At 61.2% G+C, this 19,559-nt stretch carries 20 protein-coding genes and 1 tRNA gene; 15 read left to right on the top strand and 6 right to left on the bottom strand.

From position 1 onward, the window contains the following. Positions 1-15: 15 nt before the first annotated feature. Both BLT65_RS14570 and BLT65_RS14565 read right to left on the bottom strand, forming a co-directional pair. Positions 16-288 (bottom strand): hypothetical protein, encoded by a 273-nt coding sequence (locus BLT65_RS14570; protein WP_091778674.1) that lies wholly within the window; start codon positions 286-288, stop codon positions 16-18. 9 nt (positions 289-297) lie between these two features. Continuing rightward, on the bottom strand, positions 298-1,164 hold the full coding sequence (locus tag BLT65_RS14565; protein ID WP_091778672.1) for an AraC family transcriptional regulator: 867 nt from the start codon (positions 1,162-1,164) through the stop codon (positions 298-300). A gap of 287 nt (positions 1,165-1,451) precedes the next feature. Between BLT65_RS14565 and eat the strand changes: the two genes are divergently transcribed. The 3 genes from eat to eutC all read left to right on the top strand — a co-directional run bounded on the left by eat (position 1,452) and on the right by eutC (position 5,106). Then, on the top strand, positions 1,452-2,855 hold the full coding sequence (gene eat, locus BLT65_RS14560) for an ethanolamine permease (protein WP_091778670.1): 1,404 nt from the start codon (positions 1,452-1,454) through the stop codon (positions 2,853-2,855). A gap of 68 nt (positions 2,856-2,923) precedes the next feature. After that, positions 2,924-4,318 (top strand): ethanolamine ammonia-lyase subunit EutB, encoded by a 1,395-nt coding sequence (locus tag BLT65_RS14555; RefSeq protein ID WP_091778668.1) that lies wholly within the window; start codon positions 2,924-2,926, stop codon positions 4,316-4,318. Next, complete coding sequence (gene eutC / locus BLT65_RS14550) at positions 4,315-5,106, top strand: ethanolamine ammonia-lyase subunit EutC (protein WP_042305044.1); 792 nt, start codon at positions 4,315-4,317, stop codon at positions 5,104-5,106. The genes BLT65_RS14555 and eutC overlap by 4 nt, the downstream gene beginning before the upstream one ends. Before the next feature lie 47 nt (positions 5,107-5,153). On the opposite strand, the gene BLT65_RS14545 is transcribed toward eutC, so the two are convergent. Together BLT65_RS14545 and adh are read right to left on the bottom strand one after the other, a co-directional pair. After that, entirely contained in the window at positions 5,154-5,549 is a 396-nt protein-coding gene (locus tag BLT65_RS14545; protein ID WP_042305043.1) for a DUF779 domain-containing protein, read from the bottom strand. Between the two features lie 80 nt (positions 5,550-5,629). Next, complete coding sequence (adh, locus tag BLT65_RS14540; protein ID WP_042305042.1) at positions 5,630-7,150, bottom strand: aldehyde dehydrogenase; 1,521 nt, start codon at positions 7,148-7,150, stop codon at positions 5,630-5,632. A gap of 356 nt (positions 7,151-7,506) precedes the next feature. Between adh and BLT65_RS14535 the strand changes: the two genes are divergently transcribed. From BLT65_RS14535 to BLT65_RS14490, 10 genes are all read left to right on the top strand, one after another. After that, positions 7,507-8,514 carry a helix-turn-helix domain-containing protein gene (locus tag BLT65_RS14535; RefSeq protein WP_091778666.1) on the top strand — a complete coding sequence of 336 codons (1,008 nt, stop codon included), beginning with the start codon at positions 7,507-7,509 and terminating at the stop codon, positions 8,512-8,514. 437 nt (positions 8,515-8,951) lie between these two features. Continuing rightward, on the top strand, positions 8,952-9,137 hold the full coding sequence (locus tag BLT65_RS14530; RefSeq protein WP_007581925.1) for a hypothetical protein: 186 nt from the start codon (positions 8,952-8,954) through the stop codon (positions 9,135-9,137). Positions 9,138-9,161: 24 nt separating this feature from the next. After that, on the top strand, positions 9,162-10,553 hold the full coding sequence (dbpA, locus tag BLT65_RS14525; protein WP_091778664.1) for an ATP-dependent RNA helicase DbpA: 1,392 nt from the start codon (positions 9,162-9,164) through the stop codon (positions 10,551-10,553). A 304-nt stretch (positions 10,554-10,857) separates the two neighbouring features. Further along, positions 10,858-12,012, top strand: a complete 1,155-nt coding sequence (locus BLT65_RS14520; RefSeq protein WP_091778662.1) for a pyridoxal phosphate-dependent aminotransferase — start codon at positions 10,858-10,860, stop codon at positions 12,010-12,012. A gap of 10 nt (positions 12,013-12,022) precedes the next feature. Beyond that, a complete protein-coding gene (locus tag BLT65_RS14515; RefSeq protein ID WP_091778660.1) occupies positions 12,023-12,865 on the top strand; it encodes a carbon-nitrogen hydrolase family protein in 843 nt (280 codons plus the stop codon). Between the two features lie 32 nt (positions 12,866-12,897). Then, positions 12,898-13,689, top strand: a complete 792-nt coding sequence (locus tag BLT65_RS14510) for an ABC transporter substrate-binding protein (RefSeq protein WP_042305159.1) — start codon at positions 12,898-12,900, stop codon at positions 13,687-13,689. Between the two features lie 161 nt (positions 13,690-13,850). Then, positions 13,851-14,588 carry an anti-sigma factor family protein gene (locus BLT65_RS14505; protein ID WP_091778659.1) on the top strand — a complete coding sequence of 246 codons (738 nt, stop codon included), beginning with the start codon at positions 13,851-13,853 and terminating at the stop codon, positions 14,586-14,588. Positions 14,589-14,732: 144 nt separating this feature from the next. Next, complete coding sequence (locus BLT65_RS14500) at positions 14,733-15,251, top strand: RNA polymerase sigma factor (RefSeq protein ID WP_042305036.1); 519 nt, start codon at positions 14,733-14,735, stop codon at positions 15,249-15,251. Continuing rightward, on the top strand, positions 15,248-16,081 hold the full coding sequence (locus tag BLT65_RS14495; RefSeq protein ID WP_042305035.1) for an anti-sigma factor family protein: 834 nt from the start codon (positions 15,248-15,250) through the stop codon (positions 16,079-16,081). The genes BLT65_RS14500 and BLT65_RS14495 overlap by 4 nt, the downstream gene beginning before the upstream one ends. A 170-nt stretch (positions 16,082-16,251) precedes the next feature. Then, positions 16,252-16,521, top strand: coding sequence for a DUF4148 domain-containing protein (locus tag BLT65_RS14490; RefSeq protein WP_007581939.1), 270 nt, complete (start codon positions 16,252-16,254; stop codon positions 16,519-16,521). A 70-nt stretch (positions 16,522-16,591) separates the two neighbouring features. On the opposite strand, the gene BLT65_RS14485 is transcribed toward BLT65_RS14490, so the two are convergent. Continuing rightward, positions 16,592-16,667: transfer RNA gene (locus BLT65_RS14485), tRNA-Lys, on the bottom strand. 212 nt (positions 16,668-16,879) lie between these two features. Here BLT65_RS14485 and BLT65_RS14480 point away from each other — a divergent pair. Beyond that, positions 16,880-17,284, top strand: coding sequence for a PaaI family thioesterase (locus BLT65_RS14480; protein WP_007581942.1), 405 nt, complete (start codon positions 16,880-16,882; stop codon positions 17,282-17,284). Positions 17,285-17,337: 53 nt separating this feature from the next. After that, on the top strand, positions 17,338-18,204 hold the full coding sequence (locus BLT65_RS14475; RefSeq protein WP_079483923.1) for a patatin-like phospholipase family protein: 867 nt from the start codon (positions 17,338-17,340) through the stop codon (positions 18,202-18,204). A 49-nt stretch (positions 18,205-18,253) separates the two neighbouring features. Here the strand turns inward: BLT65_RS14475 and BLT65_RS14470 are convergent, their stop codons facing one another. After that, entirely contained in the window at positions 18,254-19,267 is a 1,014-nt protein-coding gene (locus BLT65_RS14470; RefSeq protein ID WP_091778657.1) for a D-2-hydroxyacid dehydrogenase family protein, read from the bottom strand. Positions 19,268-19,559: the final 292 nt, after the last annotated feature.

The following is a 19,559-nucleotide window of genomic DNA, read 5'->3' as shown; positions in this document are numbered from 1 at the left end:
ATCGCCGAAGAAATCTCAAGACCATTTACGCGCATACCGATCCTTCACGACGCGCGAGATATAAGTCGACAAGCCTTGCCCTGCGACGGCCAGCCGCTTCATCTCCTCAACTTCCCGCCGTCCCGTCGTCGCATGGTCGTACAGATACACGTCACCGTCACGAAACTTCACGGTGATCGCGTCATCCGATACCTCGTAAGCCACGACACCCGACTGGCCGCTCAAATCCCGATACCGCTTCATCCTCACACCCACATCCGACACCAGCAGAACATCGGAATCGAGCACGAACCATTCCTAAACCACCGGCAAGCAAATATCCGTCAGCAAGTTCGCCGGAGCGGTCTCCTTAGGATTATTCAAATACTCCTCGAACACCGGGGCGTCGGCGGCCTCATGTTCTGAGTTCACCAGCCACTCGCCGTAAAGCCACTGATAAGCCGACGCCATATCCGCGTAAGGCCCCTTATGCCGCAACACCGCGTACCTGCCGCCCGCGATCGACGTGACGCTCACCAGCCCATCACCTGACACATCGACGGCACGCGGCAGCCATACACCCGCCTTCGACCGCAACTCACCCTCGGCCACGGCCGTCGGATCATCGTAGTAAATCCCGATCATCCGCATCTCGTTCGACAGCAGGCCACGGGAAGCCAGCCATCCCATCAGCGTATCGAACGCCTTGCCGATCTGCATATACGGCCCGACATGATCGACGCTCAGCACGTCGAAGCCCTCGATATCGCGTATCACCACATCTCTCATCGTCATTTGGCACTCTCCTGAATCCGCAAGTGATGGCCGGAACCGGCTGTGTGTCCCGGCCTTCCGATACAGCGCGGGCGGCATGCCGAAGACGGCGCTGAACGTCCGCGTGAACGACTGCAAACTGCTATAGCCGGACCGCTCGGCGATCTCGGCAATCGGCATCGACCCATTGGCGAGAAAGCCGGCCGCGCGATGCAGACGCAACCGGCGCACGGTCGTCGCGACCGTTTCGCCGTACATGGCCTGATAAATCCGGTGCCAGTGATACGGCGACAGACACGCAATTCCGGCAAGCCGGTCGATATCGAGCGGTTCGTCGAGGTGATCGTAGATATGGTCGAGCACGTGAGCGAGCCGTGCAGCGTAGCGCGCGCGATGGCCGATATCGTTCATGGCAAGGATCGGAAAAGGATCGATGAAAACACGATAGCACGCGGCGATTTACCAAATCCTGCGGATTTTTCGCTGCTGCTGCCCGTCAATCGTCGCGCATATTCAGCATCGACTTAACCCCGGGCTCAACAAAAGAAAACACAACAATCCGATCAAAACTTTGCCGATTTTCGATAACACCTCGATTAATGGCTTCCTACCATCGCCAGATGCCGCCGCCAAAAAGACCGCTCCGTGGGCCCACCACGCGGGCCGATCAGCCGGCAACTTCAACAAGGGAGCCTCAGATGAAATCAGAGTCGACAACCCAGCACAAAGGGGCCGTTACGCATCACGAACTGAAGCAGACGCTCGGCACCTGGCAGCTTTGGGGCATCGCCGTCGGCCTCGTGATCTCCGGCGAGTATTTCGGCTGGAGCTACGGCTGGGCGAGTGCCGGCACGCTCGGTTTCGTGATCACCGCGCTGTTCATCGCCGCGATGTACACGACGTTCATTTTCAGCTTCACCGAACTCACCACGTCGATTCCGCACGCGGGCGGCCCGTTCGCCTATGCGCGCCACGCGTTCGGCCCGACGGGCGGCTACATCGCGGGCGCTGCAACGCTCGTCGAGTTCGTGTTTGCGCCGCCCGCGATTGCACTCGCGATCGGCGCGTATCTGCATGTGCAGTTCCCCGGCCTCGAGCCGAAGCACGCGGCAATGGGCGCATACCTGGTGTTCATGGCGCTGAATATCGTCGGCGTGCAGATCGCAGCGGCGTTCGAGCTGTGCGTGACGCTGCTCGCGATCTTCGAGCTGCTCGTGTTCATGGGCGTCGTGTCGCCGGGCTTCCAGTGGTCGAACTTCACAAAGGGCGGCTGGGCCGGCGCCGACACGTTCAGCATGGGCTCGTTCCACGGCATGTTCGCTGCGATTCCGTTCGCGATCTGGTTCTTCCTCGCGATCGAAGGCGTCGCGATGGCCGCCGAAGAAGCGAAAAACCCGAAGCGCTCCATCCCGATCGCCTACGTGGCGGGCATCCTGACCCTCGTCGTGCTGGCCATCGGCGTCATGGTGTTCGCGGGCGCGGCGGGCGACTGGACCAAGCTCTCCAACATCAACGACCCGCTGCCGCAAGCGATGAAATACATCGTCGGTGAAAACAGCGGCTGGATGCACATGCTGGTCTGGCTGGGACTGTTCGGCCTCGTCGCGTCGTTCCACGGCATCATCCTTGGCTACTCGCGGCAAATCTTTGCGCTGGCGCGCGCAGGCTACTTGCCCGAATGGCTGTCGAAAGTGCATCCGCGCTTCAAGACCCCGCATCGCGCGATTCTTGCGGGCGGCGTGGTCGGCATTGCAGCGATCTATAGCGACGAGCTGATCCAGTTCGGCGGCCAGACGCTGACAGCGAACATCGTGACGATGTCGGTATTTGGCGCTATCGTGATGTACATCATCAGCATGCTTTCGCTCTTCAAGCTGCGCCGCAGCGACCCGGACATGGAGCGCCCGTTCCGCGCGCCGCTGTTTCCGTACTTCCCGGCGTTCGCGCTGGTGGCCGCGGTGATTTCGCTGGCGACGATGATCTACTTCAATCTGCTCGTCGCGCTGGTTTTCGCCGCGTTCATCGCGCTCGGCTACGGCTACTTCCTGATGACGCGTCATCAACGCGAAATCGCACCTGCCGACGCACTGCTCGAAGAATGACCAAGCTGTAGAAGCACTGGCGTACCTGCAACAAGCCGTGCAGTAGCTGCGGCGATGGAGTACACGACATGAGCTACACGGAGACAATCGGCAGCCGCACGTATCGTTTTGCCGATCTGAAGACGCTAATGGCGAAGGCGAGCCCGCTGCGGTCTGGCGACCAGCTCGCCGGCATCGCGGCGGCCAGCGAGGAAGAGCGCGTCGCCGCGAAGATGGCGCTCGCGGAAGTGCCCCTGCGCACGTTCCTGAACGAAGCGCTGGTTCCATACGAGAGCGACGAAGTCACGCGCCTCGTCGTCGATACGCATTCGCCGGAAGCATTCGCCGAGATTTCACATTTGACGGTGGGCGAGTTTCGCAACTGGCTGCTCTCGAGTTCGACGGATACGGCCGCGCTCACGCGCATCACGAAAGGGCTCACCCCCGAGATGGTCGCGGCCGTGTCGAAGCTGATGCGCAATCAGGATCTGATCCTCGCGGCGCGCAAGCGTCCCGTCGTCACGCGCTTTCGCAACACGGTCGGTTTGCCGGGTCACATGTCGGTGCGTCTGCAGCCGAATCATCCGACGGATGACGTGAAGGGCATCGCTGCATCGATGATCGACGGCCTGATGTACGGTTGCGGCGATGCGATGGTCGGCATCAATCCCGCGTCCGACAGTCTTTCGGCGATCACGAAGCTGCTCATGATGATCGACGACTTCCGCACGCGCTATCAGGTGCCGACGCAATCATGTGTGCTCACGCACGTCACCAACACGATTGCGGCGATCGAGAAGGGCGCGCCCGTCGATCTCGTGTTCCAGTCGATTGCAGGCACCGAGAAGGCGAACGCAGGTTTCGGTATCTCGCTTGCGCTGTTGCAGGAAGCGTATGAAGCGGCGTTGTCGCTCAAGCGCGGCACGGTCGGCAACAACGTGATGTACTTCGAGACGGGTCAGGGCAGTGCGCTCTCGGCCGATGCGCATCATGGCGTCGATCAGCAGACCTGCGAGGTGCGCGCGTACGCCGTCGCGCGTCAGTTCAATCCGTTTCTGGTGAATACGGTAGTCGGATTTATCGGCCCCGAGTATCTGTACGACGGCAAGCAGATCACGCGCGCGGGTCTCGAAGATCACTTCTGCGGCAAGCTGCTCGGTGTGCCGATGGGCTGCGACATCTGCTACACGAATCACGCGGAAGCCGATCAGGACGACATGGACAATCTGTTGACTCTGCTTGGCGTGGCAGGCATCAACTTCATCATGGGCATTCCCGGCGCGGATGACGTGATGCTGAATTACCAGAGCACGTCGTTCCATGACGCGCTGTATGTGCGTGACGTATTGGGTTTGCGCCGCGCGCCCGAGTTCGAAGAATGGCTGGAGTCGATGCAGATCACCGATCCGCGCGGTGCGCTGCTCAATGCGCCGACGCGTCAGCCGTTGCTCGAAGGCGCGAGCGAATGGATGGGCATCGCATGAGCGATTCGATCGAAAAGAATGCGTGGCAAGCGTTGCGTGCGTTCACGAATGCACGCATCGCATTGGGCCGCGCGGGCAACAGTCTGCCGACTGCGCCGCTGCTCGCGTTCAATCTGTCGCATGCGCAGGCGCGCGACGCCGTGCATCATCCGCTCGATGCTGACGTATTGCATGAACAGTTGCGCGCGCATGGCTTCACGTCGCTCGACGTGCATAGCGCGGCGCCGGATCGCGCGCATTACTTGCGGCGTCCGGATATGGGGCGGCGCCTGTCCGATGAGAGCCGCGACGCGCTAAGCAAGGCGGCGACCAATGATGCGCCCGATGTTGTGTTCGTCATCGCCGATGGACTATCTGCATTCGCCGCGTCGAAACAATCGATTCCGTTCCTGCAAGCGATCACGAAGCGTCTCACCGACTGGAAGATCGGACCTGTCGTGGTCGCGCGTCAATCGCGTGTCGCGTTGGGCGATGAGATCGGTGAGTTGTTGAAGACGAAGCTCGTCGTGATGTTGATCGGCGAAAGGCCGGGGCTGAGTTCGCCGGATAGTCTCGGCATCTATCTGACGTACGCACCGAAAGTGGGTTGCAGCGACGCGCAGCGCAATTGCATTTCAAACGTGCGGCCGGAAGGACTGGATTACGAAGCCGCGGCGCACAAGCTGCACTATCTGCTGACGCATGCGCGTCGTCTGGGGTTGACGGGCGTCGGCTTGAAGGACGACAGCGACGCGCTGCTTCAGGCTGAAGAAGCTGCGTCCGCTATACCTGACGCCTCGAAGAAATAGAAAAGTGCCCAGACGCACGCAGCGTTTGGGCACTCGAAACATCGACATCAAACAGCGTCGGCTTTGCTCACCGGATGCTTTTCGAGCCACGCATTCTCTTCATCGTCGAACAGGCGCGAGCGCGTCAAGAACCGCAGACCCGTCGGCCGCTCCAGTGAAAACATGCCGCCGTTGCCCGGCACGGCATCGATGATCAACTGCGTGTGCTGCCAGTATTCGAATTGCGATTCGCTCATGTAGAACGGCACGCCTGCAATCTCGCCGAGCCTCACATCCGATCCGCCGACCATGAATTCATTCGACGGAAAGCACATCGGCGCACTGCCGTCGCAACATCCGCCCGACTGATGAAAAATAATCGGGCCGTGCTCGGCGCTCAACTGCTGGATCAGCTTGACCGCCGCATCCGTTGCCACGACACGCGCAACGCCTTCTTTGCTCATCGCGCTTCCTCTTTTGGCTTGATCCGCTGGGAAAAAAGGGCGAACCGCATCGCGCGATCCGCCCAACAGGAGCACTACGCTCAGAAGAAGCCCAACGGTTTGTCGCTATAGCTGACCAGCAGATTCTTCGTTTGCTGGTAGTGATCGAGCATCATCTTGTGATTCTCGCGTCCGATGCCCGACTGCTTGTAGCCGCCGAACGCCGCATGCGCCGGGTACGCGTGGTAGCAATTCGTCCACACGCGGCCCGCCTGAATCTCGCGACCGAAGCGATAGGCGCGCGTGCCGTCGCGCGTCCAGACGCCGGCGCCGAGGCCATACAGCGTGTCATTGGCGATCTCCAATGCTTCTTCTTCGTTCTTGAACGTCGTGACGGAAACGACGGGGCCGAAGATTTCTTCCTGGAAGATGCGCATCTTGTTGTGACCGCGGAACACGGTCGGCTTCACGTAATAGCCCTTCGAGAGTTCGCCGTCGAGCTTGTTCTGCTCGCCGCCGATCAGGCATTGCGCGCCTTCCTGCTTGCCGAGATCGATGTACGACAGGATCTTTTCCAGTTGCTCTCGCGAAGCCTGCGCGCCGATCATCGTCTTCGAGTCGAGCGGGTGTCCCTGCTGGATGGCGGCGACGCGCTTCACCGCGCGCTCCATGAAGCGGTCGTAAATCGATTCTTCGACCAGCACGCGCGACGGGCAGGTGCAGACTTCGCCCTGATTCAGCGCGAACATCGCGAAGCCTTCGAGTGCCTTGTCGAAGAAGCTGTCGTCCTTGTCGAGCACGTCGGCGAAGAAGATGTTCGGGCTCTTGCCGCCGAGCTCCAGCGTCACGGGAATGATGTTCTGGCTCGCGTACTGCATGATCAGGCGGCCCGTCGTCGTTTCCCCCGTGAAGGCGATCTTCGCGATGCGCTTGTTCGACGCGAGCGGCTTGCCCGCTTCGAGACCGAATCCATTGACGACGTTCAGCACGCCCGCCGGCAGCAGATCCTGAATCAGTTCGAGCAGCACGAGGATCGAAGCGGGCGTCTGTTCAGCGGGCTTCAGCACGACGCAATTGCCTGCCGCGAGCGCGGGCGCAAGCTTCCACGTGGCCATCAGGATCGGGAAGTTCCACGGAATGATCTGACCGACTACGCCGAGAGGCTCATGAAAGTGATATGCGACCGTGTCGTGATCGATCTCCGAAATGCCGCCTTCCTGCGCGCGCACGGTGCCCGCGAAATAGCGGAAGTGATCGATTGCGAGGGGAATGTCGGCCGCCATCGTTTCGCGTAGCGGCTTGCCGTTGTCGATCGTCTCCGCGACGGCGAGGCGCTGCAGGTTCGCCTCCATGCGGTCGGCGATCTTGTTGAGGATGTTGGCGCGGTCGGTGGTCGATGTCTTGCCCCAGGCGGCCTTGGCGCGATGCGCGGCGTCGAGGGCGAGTTCGATGTCGGCTTCGCGCGAACGCGGTATCGACGTGAACGGCTCGCCCGTAATCGGCGAGATGTTGTCGAAGTACTCGCCGCCAACCGGCTTGACCCATTCACCGCCGATGAAATTCGCGTACTGCTTCTTGAACGGGAACTCGGTTGTCAGAAACTTCATCTCTGCGTGATTCATCTGTGTGCTCCTCACATGATCGGACGTCGATGTATTCGATTGGATATATCACCCGGCTTGGCGCTATTCCGCTGCCGCGTGTGCTTATCGCCAGAAGCGTGCCAACGTGGGTGAGAGGTTGGACAATGCCGGTGCATGCAGCACTGTCGCGAGGCACGCCGTTTTTCGAGCGCGGGTGAGCATCTGGATGACGTTGCATCCATGAGCAGTTCGAAACGCGAGTGTTCACCGAATGAACAGGGCGGCGTGCTACACCGGCGCACGGTGTGGTGATCCGATCGGCATGGGACTTGCGTCGCTTTGCGCTCGTTAGTTCAATGTCACATGCAGGTGCATGTTCATCATCGACGCCCCATATGACCATCGACCTTTCTTCTCCGTTGCCGCGAGCGACTGCCTGCCGATTCGAAACAAGCGTCGCGCACGACGCCGATGAGCAGGCGCGCAGTCTCCACGGCTGGACGCAGACCTACGACCAGCTCACGGCGGGCCGCTTCGTCGGGAGGCTGACGGGCCTGCATCTCGACGACATGCACGTGTTCTGCGAAACCACCAGCCAGACGCTGCGGCAGACCTGCGAAGTGCCGCCCGACGCCTGCTGGTTCGGCATTCCCGCCGACGATCAGCGTGTCGGCCGCATTGGTCCGCAACCGATCGGCGGCGATTCGCTCGCCTTTCAGCGCGGCGGCGTCGAGTTCGAACTGCTGACGCCCGGCGGCTACGCGATCTTCGGCGTGGTCGTGCGCGGCGAGGTGCTGCATCGGCATGCGGAATTCGTCGAGCACGCCGATCTGATCGACCAGGCTGCGCACACAGGCATCATTCCCATCGATACGCGAAGCAAGACGCGCTTCTGCGCGCTCCTCGCCGGCATGCTCGACGACGCGGCCAACGCCGCGCTGCCGGATCGCGCGCGGCACAATCTGCAAGCGTCGGTGCTTTCTTCGCTGTTCGATCTGTGCGCGACGGCGTCGCTTGAACCCGTCGCGATTCCCGCGCGTCCGCGCAGGCAGTGGATCGTTTCCGAGGCGCGCGATTACGTGCTCGCGAATCGCGACCGTCCCATCGGCGTGCCGGAACTGTGCGAGCATCTGCACGTCAGCCGCCGCACGCTGCAATACTGCTTTCAGGATGTGCTGGGCCTTGCGCCCGCGAGCTATCTGCGCGCGATCCGTCTGAACGGCGCGCGCCGCGATCTGTGCGGCGCGGCGCCCGGCGAGCGCACAGTGCAGGACGTCGCGGCTGCGTGGGGCTTCTGGCATCTGAGCCAGTTCGCCACCGACTATCGCAAGCTTTTCGGCGTGCGTCCCTCTGAAACGCTGAAAACCGTCCACTCTCCGGCCGGTTCGCTGCTGGCTCACTAACGCCTCATCGGCTGGCCGCTGTTGCGCATCCGCTAGAATTGCGGCATGCGCGGCCCTGTCTCGCCGCCCGACCCACCATCCTCATCGACGAAACGACACGCGCGCCGGCCTGTTTGAAGGTGTCCACAGCGACCTGTGGATAACCGGAAGGACAGCGGGGCGGAACTCGTGTGGAATCGATGTGGACGTAAACGGGGTAACTCGACGCTCGCGCACGAGCGGAAAAAGTTGTTCATCGAACTTCATCCGGTACGCACACTGACCACATGCGGTTATGCGTCCGGCAAAACGCTGATTCGTTTCGGTAAACCTGTGTTATCCACAGAAAAGCAGTTCGCTTGTTAACTGTTACTACGTATACATACAGGTAAACCTATTATCAAAAGACCTCTGCGCGCACGAAGACGTCGCGCGGATGACTCAAGCTGGAGATCACCGTGTTTACTTGCATCAACCAGAGCTGCGGCGCGCAGTGGGAACTGTCTGACGTCGTCATCAAGAACGAAGGGCAAGGTTTGCTGTTTCGCTGCCCGATGTGCGGCGCGCGCAACTATGTCGAACGATTCGACGCCGACGACGGCACGATCGTCTACGAGCAGATCGAAGGTCGCCCGTACAACTAAGCCAACATCGACATCGATATCGACATGACAACAAAGGCTCGTCCCTTCAGCGAACTGCCGCTTTCCGAAGCGGTGCTCGCGAATCTCACGCAACTCGGCTATGTCGAGATGACGCCCATTCAGGCCGCCAGCTTGCCGATCGCGCTTGCCGGCCAGGATCTGATCGCCCAGGCGAAAACGGGCAGCGGCAAGACCGCGGCGTTTTCGCTCGCATTACTGGCGCGGCTCGATACGCGCAGCTACGCGGTGCAAGCGATGGTGCTGTGCCCGACGCGCGAACTCGCCGATCAGGTCACGCAGGAAATCCGGCGCCTCGCGCGCGCCGAAGAGAATATCAAGGTGCTGACGCTGTGCGGCGGCACGCCGATGCGTCCGCAAACCGCCAGCCTCGAGCATGGCGCGCATATCGTCGTCGGCACGCCGGGGCGCATCATGGACCATCTGGAGCGCGGCAGCCTGTCGCTCGACGCGCTCAACACGCTCGTGCTCGACGAAGCGGACCGCATGCTCGACATGGGGTTCTTCGACGATATCGCGAAGGTCGCGCGTCAGTGTCCGAAAGAGCGGCAGACGCTGCTGTTCTCGGCGACGTATCCCGAAGGCATCGCGAAGCTGAGCCAGCAGTTCCTGCGCAACCCGAAGGACGTCAAGCTCGAAGAACGCCACGACGACAGCAAGATCCGCCAGCGCTTCTACGAAGTGACGGAAGACGAGCGTCTGCATGCCGTCGGTCTGTTGCTGAATCACTTCCGTCCCGTGAGCACGATCGCGTTCTGCAATACGAAGAACCAGTGCCGCGATCTGCTCGACGTCTTGCGCGCCCAAGGTTTCCACGCGCTCGCACTGCATGGCGAGCTCGATCAGCGTGAGCGCGATCAGGTGCTGATCCAGTTTGCGAATCGCAGCTGCTCCGTGCTCGTCGCAACCGACGTCGCCGCGCGCGGTCTCGACATCGCGCAGCTCGAAGCTGTGATCAACGTCGACGTGACGCCGGACCCGGAAGTACACGTACACCGGATCGGCCGCACGGGTCGCGCGGATCAGGAGGGCTGGGCGCTGAGCCTCGCTAGCATGAACGAGATGGGTCGCGTGGGCGGCATCGAAGAGGCGCAAGGGCGTGATGTCGAATGGCATCCGCTGGCCGAGCTGAAGGCGGCTAACGACGAGCCGCTGCTGCCGCCCATGGAGACGCTGCAGATTCTCGGCGGCCGCAAGGAAAAGATCCGTCCCGGCGATGTGCTGGGCGCGCTGACGGGCGAAGCGGGTTTCAACGGTACGCAGATCGGCAAGATCAATGTGACGGAGTTTTCGACTTATGTCGCCGTCGAGCGCGGTATCGCGCGTGATGCGTTGCGCAAACTCAGTGCGGGCAAGGTTAAGGGCAAGAAGGTGAAAGTGCGTTTGATGGACGAGTGAGCCTTGCCTTTGTCTTTCGCGAGTAAAACATCAGACGAATAGGCGCAAGACGAAGGCATCACTCCTTTTCATGGCGGCGCGATTGCCACGCCGTCATTTGCATGCCGCATTGCCGCAGAAAGGCAAGCACGTTTGTGCCAATCTCCCACGGTGCCTCCGTCGCCGCGTGCATGAGCGAAACGCATACCGCGCATGACAAAGTTTCGATTGTTCTCACGCACGCGTTGTTGCCTAATCGTTCAAACTGAACGGGACCGACGCGTGTTGCGTGGCCCGCCGATTTGCAGCGAGGAGGAGGAATCTCATGCAGAGCGCTTTGCAAGCCCGCTCGAAGTTGCCGGACGTCGGCACGACGATTTTCACGGTGATTGGTCAACTGGCCGCCGAACACAACGCGCTGAACCTGTCACAGGGCGCGCCGAATTTTTCGCCTGACGAAGCGCTCGTCGACGGCGTGACTAAAGCCATGCGCGCCGGTCACAACCAGTACGCGCCGATGGCGGGCATCGGCGCACTGCGCGCGGCGCTCGCCGCGAAGGTCGAAACGCTGTATGGCGTGCATTACGATCCGTCGACGGAAGTGACCGTGATCGCCAGTGCCAGCGAAGGCCTGTATTCGACGATCAGCGCGCTCGTGCATCCTGGCGACGAGGTGATCTACTTCGAGCCGTCGTTCGACAGCTATGCGCCCATCGTGCGCCTGCAAGGCGCGAAGCCTATCCCGATCAAGCTGTCTTCCACGGATTTCCGCGTGAACTGGGACGAAGTGTCCGCGGCGATCACGCCGAAAACGCGGATGATCATCACCAACACGCCGCACAATCCGACCGCCACGATTTTCAGCGACGCCGATATCGAGCGCCTGAAGGCTGTTACGCGCAACACGGATATCGTGATTCTGTCCGACGAAGTGTATGAGCACGTCGTGTTCGACGGCGCGAAGCATCACAGCATGGCGTGTCATCGCGAACTCGCGGAACGTAGCGTGATCGTGTCGTCGTTCGGCAAGTCGTATCACGTGACGGGCTGGCGCGTCGGTTATTGCCTCGCGCCCGCTGCGTTGATGGACGAGATTCGCAAGGTACACCAGTTCATGGTGTTTTCCGCCGATACGCCCATGCAGTACGCGTTCGTCGAAGCACTATCGAATCCGCAAAGCTATCTGGGCCTGTCCGCGTTCTATCAGCACAAGCGTGATCTGCTGGCGCGCGAACTGAGCGAGTCGCGCTTCGAGCTGTTGCCGAGCGAGGGCAGCTTCTTCATGCTCGCGCGCTTTCGTGGCTTCTCGGATGAAAGCGACAGCGACTTCGTGCTGCGTCTGATCCGCGATGCGAAGGTTGCGACCATTCCGCTGTCCGCGTTCTACACGGACGGCACGGATTCCGGCCTGATTCGCCTGAGCTTTTCGAAGGACGACGAGACGCTGATCGAAGGCGCGCGCCGTTTGCGTTCAATCTGAGGGACACGCAATGATGCAGGAATCGATCAAGGCAGCCGTGGTGCAGATGAGCAGCAGCGCGGACGTCCAGCAGAATCTAGGCGAAGCGCGTCGCTGGGTGCATCAGGCCGCGCGCGAGGGCGCCACGCTCATCTGCCTGCCCGAATACTTTTGCTGGATTGGCGACGACGAAATGCAGCGCGTGGCCCTTGCTGAAGCATTCGGCGATGGTCCGATCCAACAGGCGCTTTCTGAACTCGCGCGCGAGACGGGCGCGTGGCTGATCGGCGGCACGGTGCCGATCCGGCCGTCGCATGGGCCGCAGGCCGGCACGCATGCGTACAACACGTCGCTGGTGTTCGATCCTTCGGGACAAAGCGCCGCGCGCTACGACAAGATCCATCTGTTCAGCTTCAATCAGGGCGCGGAGCAGCACGCGGAAGGCGACACGATGGTCGGCGGCGACAGCATCGGCACGGCGCAGGGTCCGTTCGGCACGCTGCGTCTGTCCGTGTGCTACGACTTGCGCTTTCCCGAACTGTATCGCGCGGAACCCGCTGCCGATGTGATCGCCGTGCCCGCCGCTTTCACGTACACCACAGGCCTCGCGCATTGGGAACTGCTGCTGCGCGCGCGAGCCGTCGAGAACCAGGCCTTCGTGCTCGCGTCCGGCCAGTGCGGCACGCATTCGAACGGCTGGCGGACTTTTGGCCACAGTATGATCATCGGGCCGTGGGGCGAAGTGCTCGCGCGGCATGACGATGAACCCGGCATCGCGCTCGCGACGCTGACACAAAGCGCGCTCGATGAAGCGCGCAACCGCCTGCCGGTGCTCACGCATCGGCGCATCGCTACGCCGTCTGACGTGCGTTGAACCGCATTGAACATAAGGGGAAGGAGATCGATATGAAGCTTGTGAAGAATCTGCTGATGCTGGCGTGCGCGTTCGCATCGGTGGCGACGGCGTCGGCGATGGCTGCCGATGCGACGTCGCTGCGCTACGGCCTCGAGGCGCAATATCCGCCGTTTGAATCGAAGGGCTCGAATGGCGAGTTGCAGGGCTTCGATATCGATGTCGGCAATGCAGTGTGCAAGACGGCGAACCTGAAATGCAGCTGGGTCGAAACGTCGTTCGACGGCTTGATCCCCGCGCTGCAGGGCCGCAAGTTCGACGCGATCAACTCGGCGATGAACGCGACGGAAAAGCGCCGTCAGGCCATCGACTTCACCAACGTGATCTACCGTGTGCCGACGCAACTGATCGCGCGCAAGGATAGCGGGCTGCAACCGACGCCCGAGTCGCTCAAAGGCAAGCGCGTCGGCGTGTTGCAGGCGTCGATCCAGGAAACGTATGCGAAGGCGCATTGGGAAAACGCTGGCGTCACCGTCGTGCCGTATCAGGATCAGAACCAGGTGTACGCGGATCTCGTCGCCGGCCGACTCGATGCGACGCTGGTGCTTGCGCCGGCGGGTCAGACGGGCTTCCTGTCGCGTCCTGACGGCAAGGACTTCGCGTTCGTCGGTCAGGCGGTGCGCGACGACAAGATTCTCGGCAGCGGCGTTGCGTTCGGCATTCGCAAGGGTGACACGGCGCTGCGCAACCAGTTGAACGCGGCCATCTCCAAGGTGCAGGCGGACGGCACAGTCAAGACGCTCGCGGAAAAATACTTCGGCAATATCGACGTTTCGGCGAAGTAAGCACCTTCGCTGCATCGCGCAACGCGCCGCATGACTCACGTCATGCGGCGCGTTTCTTTTTGTCTAACGTCTGACGAATGAATCGTCGAAAGCGGATGGAATAAAGCGTGCAACGATCCTGTTAGCGCAGCAAGAGCCCGATATTTGCACGACCGACGATCATGTCCCACACCCATCCACCGTCCGACAAGCCGCTTACCGAAGCGGACATGCAGGCATTCGCCGACGGCAATCTGCCGCCGGATCGGGCGGCGCGCGTGCGTAAATATCTCGGCGCGCGACCCGGCGAGGCCGATCGGATTGCGTTCTACCGGCAATTGAACATGCAGATGCGCAGCGCATTTGAAGGCGCGTTTCCGCAAGGCATCCAGGCGCCGGGTGGTGATCGAAAGCGGACGGTCGATATCCCTTCGGCGATGCGCAGATTCTTTGTGCGGCGCATCGGTGTCGCGCTGCTTGGCATCGCGCTGGTGATTCTGTCGGCGAGCGGCTGGTTTTTTGCGTCGCGCGTATCGCCGGAAATGCTCGACGCCGCGGCGGTCATGGCGCTGATGCGCGAGTCGGGGCCGCGAACCGCTGCTGCGCCGGACGCTGTACTCTCCGATCCGTACTCGGTCGATCTGACGCCTTTAGGGCTAAAGCTGATGGCGACGAAGACGCGTCATCCGAACGCCTTTGCGAGCATTGACATACTCGATTACCGCAATGCCGATGGCGAAGCTGTCGTGCTGCTTTCAAGCGCAGCGCCATTTGCGACGGACCAGCCGCATTGGGCGGCGCAGCGCATCGGCGAGGTGCGGCTGCTGTCGTGGACGGTGAAAGGCCGGCGCTACGTGCTCGCCGGAAAGGCAACGACACACGGTCTGATGCGCGCTGCTGACGCGCTGACGATCCGCTAGCAAATGCACGGCTTGTCGATTCGCACGTGCTTTTGCGGTTTCCGCGAAACAAGCGGAATAAAATACAGCAGGTTGTGTTCTCTGCTTCAAGAGGCGACGCGCGCGGCGGAATGCGCGCCAAGCGATATTTGATGGGTAGAGCAAATGGACATCCGTAACGAGTTGATGGATCACGTGCCGCGATTGCGCCGCTATGCGCGCGCGCTGATCAGCAATCGCGATCTCGCGGACGATCTTGTGCAGGACACGCTTGAACGCGCGCTCACGCGTATGAAGATGTTCGAGGCGGGAACCGATCTGCGAGCATGGCTTTTCACCATCATGCACAACGTGTTCGTCAATCAGGTGCGCAAGTCGTCGTCGCGCGCTGTTCACGTTTCGGTGGACGATGAGAGCATCGTCGAAAGCGAATTTGCGGTGTCGGGTGAGCAGACGCGTTCGCTCGAAGTGCGCGATCTCGACTACGCGTTGCAGCGTCTGCCTGCCGATCAGCGCGAAGTTGTCTTGCTGGTTGGGCTAGAGGAAATGAGTTACGCCGAAGTGGCGATTGCACTCGACATCCCCGTGGGTACCGTGATGTCGAGGCTCTCGCGTGGACGCGAGCGCTTGCGCGCATTGATGGCGGGCGCACAGCCCGGCGCGAAACTGAAGGTGGTGCGATGAGCGATCAACAGACTCCCATCAGCGAAGAAGACGTTCATGCGTACGTGGACGGCACGCTGTCCGACGAGCGCCGTGAAGAGGTAGAGCGCGCGATCGAACTGAATCCCGCGCTGGCGGCGCGCGTGAGCGATTACTTTTCGCTGAACAACATGTTTCATGAGCGCTATGACCGCGTGCTGAGCGAGCCCGTGCCCGCGCGTCTGCGTATGCCGGAGAAACGTCGCTGGCTCAGCGCGGCGAACTGGCCGCAGTTTGCGGGTATGGCGGCGGCGCTGGTATTGGGCATCGGCATTGGTGTCGGCACGAACATGGGCAAGGATGTAGCTGCGCCGGGGGCGAGTGCGCCGTCGGTGACCTCGAGTACTCGGCCCGTGAGTGCGGATGCATCGGAAGTGTTCGCGCAGAAGGCGGCGTTGGCGCATGTCGTGTACATGCCTACCGTTAGTCGTCCCGCGCAGATCGGCCAGGACCACGAGCAGGATTTCGTGCAGTACCTCGCGAACAAACTTGGCACCGATGTGCATCCGCCGATGCTCACGAAAAGCGGATTCGAGCTTGCGGGCGGCCGTATATTGCCTGGCGACGATGGGCCCGTTGCGCAGTTCATGTATCACAACGCGAATGGCGAGCGCGTGACGCTTTGTATTTCTCATCGAAAGGTGAACGCGAATACGACAGCGTTCAAGCTTTATCAGGAAGGGCCGGTGAATGTTTTTTATTGGGTCGATGGTGACTTCGGCTATGCGGTGTCGGGTGGTATCGATCGCAAGGTGATGTTGCAGATTGCGCACGATGTGTATGCGCAGTTGACTGGGGCGACGCCGGGTTGATGTTGGTGGTGGTTTGACGTTGAGCGGCCGTATCTTCGGATGCGGCCGCTTTTGTTTTCGCTTAGATAGTTAGATATCCGTATTTATTTTTTAGTGTGGCGAGTGGGAATAGATTGCAGCGTCGCGTGGTTCGTCATTGTGCGTACCGCACGTTTTCAAAGGAGTTGGAAATGAAGATGCTCGCATTGCTGGCTGTCGCCGTCGCTGCACTTGGTTCGACGAATGTCTTCGCGCAAGGCAAGACGCGCGCAGAGGTGTATCAGGAGTTGATCGAGGCGCAGCAGAACGGATTGAACTTCGTCACGGATGCTTCGTATCCCGATGTCAGTCCGGCGTTTCAAGGCACGGTCGAATATCTGAAGAAGCAAGCGCTTGCCAAAGCGGAAAGAGCGAACAAGATGGCCAAGGCGGCATCGGATGCGGCGGTGCCGGGGAATTGAAGTTGTTGGGCGCGCGGCGGGGAAAACAAAAAGGCCGGTCAGCTTTCGCTTGACCGGCCTTCGAATTCTTTGGTGGGGCGTGAGTGACTCGAACACTCGACCTACGGATTAAGAGTCCGCTGCTCTACCAACTGAGCTAACGCCCCCAACAGAAGCGAAATTATGCAGGAGTTTTTCTTGCTTGGCAAGTGTATCTCGCAAATTTCTTAAAAAAAGATTCCGCAGCAGGCCCCGCCAGAAAGGACGGGACCGCCAGCATCCACCGAAAGCACTATCGAAGCGCACGGGCGTTCGTCCCGGTATCATGTCGCGACACCATGCCGTGCAGCCTTCCGCGCGGCCCCAACGGGAAATCATGATGGACGAAACCGAAGTCCGGGAATTGCTCGACCGTGTGCTCGCGCCGTGGGTGCGCGCGCTGTCGCTCACGCCCATTAAGGTCGACGATGAAAGCGCGACCCTGCGCTTGCCATTTTCCGGCGAACTGAGGCACAGCGGCGGCGTGATCTGCGGCCAGGTCTTCATGGCAGCCGCCGATACGGCGATGGTCGTCGCCATTTCAGCGGCGCTCGGCGGGTTCAAACCGATGACTACCGTTTCGCTGAACATCAGCTTCATGCGCGCCGTTCGCAAAGGCGACGTGGTCATCACGGCGCGCGTGCTGCGCATGGGCCGCAATCTCGTGTTCGGCGAAGTCGAGCTGACCGACGACGACGGCAAGATGGCCGTCCACGCCACCACCACTTACGCGCTGCTCAACTGAGCGCGCCTGTCGACGGCGCGAGCCCGCGCCGCGGCAATCGAAGGAAGCAACGGATGTTCGATCAGGTCGTATTCGCCGGCGGCGGCAATCGCTGCTGGTGGCAAGCGGGATTCTGGGACGTGGTCCAGCCGGAACTGGCTATCAAGCCACGCGTGATCACGGGCATTTCTGCGGGCGCGGCCACGGCCTGCATGCTCTACACGCGCGACGCCGATTGGGTGATGCGCTATTACGAGTCCGCACTTCGCAACAACACGAAGAACGCGTACTGGGGCAATCTGCTGCGCGGCGAATCGGTGTTTCCGCATTACCGGATCTACCGGCAGGCGTTGCTCGATATCTACGGTGAAAAGTTCGCGCAATTGGCGAAGGCGCCGGAAATCCGTATCGGCGTGTCGCACGTGCCGCGCTGGCTGGGCGCGCGCAGCGCCGTCGCGGCCGGACTGATCGCCTACAACATCGAAAAATACATCCGCAAGACGCTGCATCCGACGCTCGGCCAGTCGCTAGGCTTTCATCCGGAATTCGTTCGCGCGCAGGATTGCACGAGCGTAGAAGAACTCGCGGACCTGATTCTCCAGTCGTCGTGTACGCCGCCGTTCACGCCTGTCCTGCGGCGCAATGGGCGTCCCGTGCTGGATGGCGGGATGGTCGACAATGTGCCCGTCGGCGCGCTCGATCCGGCGCCCGGCAATGTGCTGGTGATGGTGACGCGGATCTATCCGCGTCCGCAGATGTTCGTCGTGCCGCATGGCACGCAACAGCGGCTGTACGTGCAGCCGTCGCGCAAAGTGCCCATTTCGAGCTGGGACTACACGAGTCCGTCGCAGATGCAGCACGCATACAATCTCGGACGCGTGGACGGCGAGCAGTTTCTACAACGCGTGCCTGAACTGCTCGACGCCGCCGCGCACGACTGAAACGCGTACTTAAAGGCGCTGCGGCCCGCGCGGGGCCGCATGCATTCATTTACCGACGGCGTCCGCCCTGCAGCGCTTCCGGATTCGCGACGCTCGATGTATCGCCCTGATCGAACGCGAGAATGTTCTTGAACGCCGCGCTGAAATAAAGCTCGTAGCTTTCCTTCTCGACATAGCCGATGTGCGGCGAGCAGATCACGTTTTCCATTCGCAGCAGGCTGTAGCCCTGCAGGATCGGCTCGCTTTCGTAGACGTCGATCGCGACCATGCCCGGACGGTTGTGCGACAGCGCGCCCATCAACGCATTCTCTTCGAGCAGCTCGGCGCGGCTCGTGTTGACGAAGAGCGCGGTCGGCTTCATACGCATCAGATCTTCCTGCTTGACGATGCCGCGCGTGTCGTCGTGCATGCGCAGATGCAGCGACAGCACGTCGCTTTGCTCGAACAGCGCCTCGCGGCTTTCCGCGACCTGATAGCCGTCGGCGAGCGCCGCTTCGCGGGTGTGATCGCGGCCCCAGATCAGCACGTTCATCCCGAACGCCTTGCCGTAACCCGCCACCAGCCGGCCGATCTTGCCGTAGCCCCAGATGCCGAGCGTCTGTCCGCGCAGCACCTGGCCGAGGCCGAAGTTCGGCGGCAGCGCCGAGGTTTTCAGACCGGATTGCTGCCAGGCCCCTTGCTTAAGGTTTGCCACGTATTGCGGAATGCGGCGCTGCGCGGCCATGATTAGGGCCCACGTCAGTTCGGCGGGTGCGATCGGCGAGCCGACGCCTTCGAGCACGGCAATGCCGCGCTCGGTACAGGCGGTGATGTCGATATGGCTTCCTGCACGGCCTGTCTGGCTGATCATGCGCAGATGCGGCAGCTTGTCGAGCAGTTGCGAGCTGATGCGGGTGCGTTCGCGAATCAGGACCAGCGCGTCGACTTCCGACAGGCGGCTGGCGAGCTGGCCCAGACCGCGAACGGTGTTGTTAAAGACCTTGACCTCGTGGTCGGCGAGCATTTGGAAACAGTCGAGCTTGCGGACGGCGTCTTGATAATCGTCAAGGATGGCAATCTTCATGGCGTATATGTTTTGCGACGCACCATGCGGGTGCGGAACGGAGAGTCTTATTCGGGTGTCCCATCATGTGACCTGGACCACATGATGCTTATTGTGAATGCCTTACCGTACAAGGAGCCGCTATGACGGAGCCACGACGGCGAGGCAAGTTCCCTCGTTTTTAACAGTTTGTTGCATGTCCACGCAAGCCGCTTTACAGACGGTTTCAACGTGTCGGCGACAGGCTGGACGGCCCTTACGACTGCTGGATCGCGCGCGCCTTAAAGCACTTCGCGCCGATTATCGCCTCTCG

This window comes from Paraburkholderia steynii (assembly GCF_900100565.1).
GTDB classification, from domain to species: domain Bacteria; phylum Pseudomonadota; class Gammaproteobacteria; order Burkholderiales; family Burkholderiaceae; genus Paraburkholderia; species Paraburkholderia terrae.
Note: the sequence above shows the minus strand (reverse complement) of the source record. Positions and strands in the feature narration are given on the sequence as shown.

Bases quoted from the DNA above. Each gene is read 5' to 3' on its own strand.
- BLT65_RS14565 (WP_091778672.1), bottom strand. From the start codon at position 1,164: ATGAACGATATCGGCCATCGCGCGCGCTACGCTGCACGGCTCGCTCAC.
- eat (WP_091778670.1), top strand. From the start codon at position 1,452: ATGAAATCAGAGTCGACAACCCAGCACAAAGGGGCCGTTACGCATCAC.
- BLT65_RS14555 (WP_091778668.1), top strand. From the start codon at position 2,924: ATGAGCTACACGGAGACAATCGGCAGCCGCACGTATCGTTTTGCCGAT.
- eutC (WP_042305044.1), top strand. From the start codon at position 4,315: ATGAGCGATTCGATCGAAAAGAATGCGTGGCAAGCGTTGCGTGCGTTC.
- BLT65_RS14545 (WP_042305043.1), bottom strand. From the start codon at position 5,549: ATGAGCAAAGAAGGCGTTGCGCGTGTCGTGGCAACGGATGCGGCGGTC.
- adh (WP_042305042.1), bottom strand. From the start codon at position 7,150: ATGAATCACGCAGAGATGAAGTTTCTGACAACCGAGTTCCCGTTCAAG.
- BLT65_RS14535 (WP_091778666.1), top strand. From the start codon at position 7,507: ATGACCATCGACCTTTCTTCTCCGTTGCCGCGAGCGACTGCCTGCCGA.
- dbpA (WP_091778664.1), top strand. From the start codon at position 9,162: ATGACAACAAAGGCTCGTCCCTTCAGCGAACTGCCGCTTTCCGAAGCG.
- BLT65_RS14520 (WP_091778662.1), top strand. From the start codon at position 10,858: ATGCAGAGCGCTTTGCAAGCCCGCTCGAAGTTGCCGGACGTCGGCACG.
- BLT65_RS14515 (WP_091778660.1), top strand. From the start codon at position 12,023: ATGATGCAGGAATCGATCAAGGCAGCCGTGGTGCAGATGAGCAGCAGC.
- BLT65_RS14510 (WP_042305159.1), top strand. From the start codon at position 12,898: ATGAAGCTTGTGAAGAATCTGCTGATGCTGGCGTGCGCGTTCGCATCG.
- BLT65_RS14505 (WP_091778659.1), top strand. From the start codon at position 13,851: ATGTCCCACACCCATCCACCGTCCGACAAGCCGCTTACCGAAGCGGAC.
- BLT65_RS14500 (WP_042305036.1), top strand. From the start codon at position 14,733: ATGGACATCCGTAACGAGTTGATGGATCACGTGCCGCGATTGCGCCGC.
- BLT65_RS14495 (WP_042305035.1), top strand. From the start codon at position 15,248: ATGAGCGATCAACAGACTCCCATCAGCGAAGAAGACGTTCATGCGTAC.
- BLT65_RS14490 (WP_007581939.1), top strand. From the start codon at position 16,252: ATGAAGATGCTCGCATTGCTGGCTGTCGCCGTCGCTGCACTTGGTTCG.
- BLT65_RS14480 (WP_007581942.1), top strand. From the start codon at position 16,880: ATGGACGAAACCGAAGTCCGGGAATTGCTCGACCGTGTGCTCGCGCCG.
- BLT65_RS14475 (WP_079483923.1), top strand. From the start codon at position 17,338: ATGTTCGATCAGGTCGTATTCGCCGGCGGCGGCAATCGCTGCTGGTGG.
- BLT65_RS14470 (WP_091778657.1), bottom strand. From the start codon at position 19,267: ATGAAGATTGCCATCCTTGACGATTATCAAGACGCCGTCCGCAAGCTC.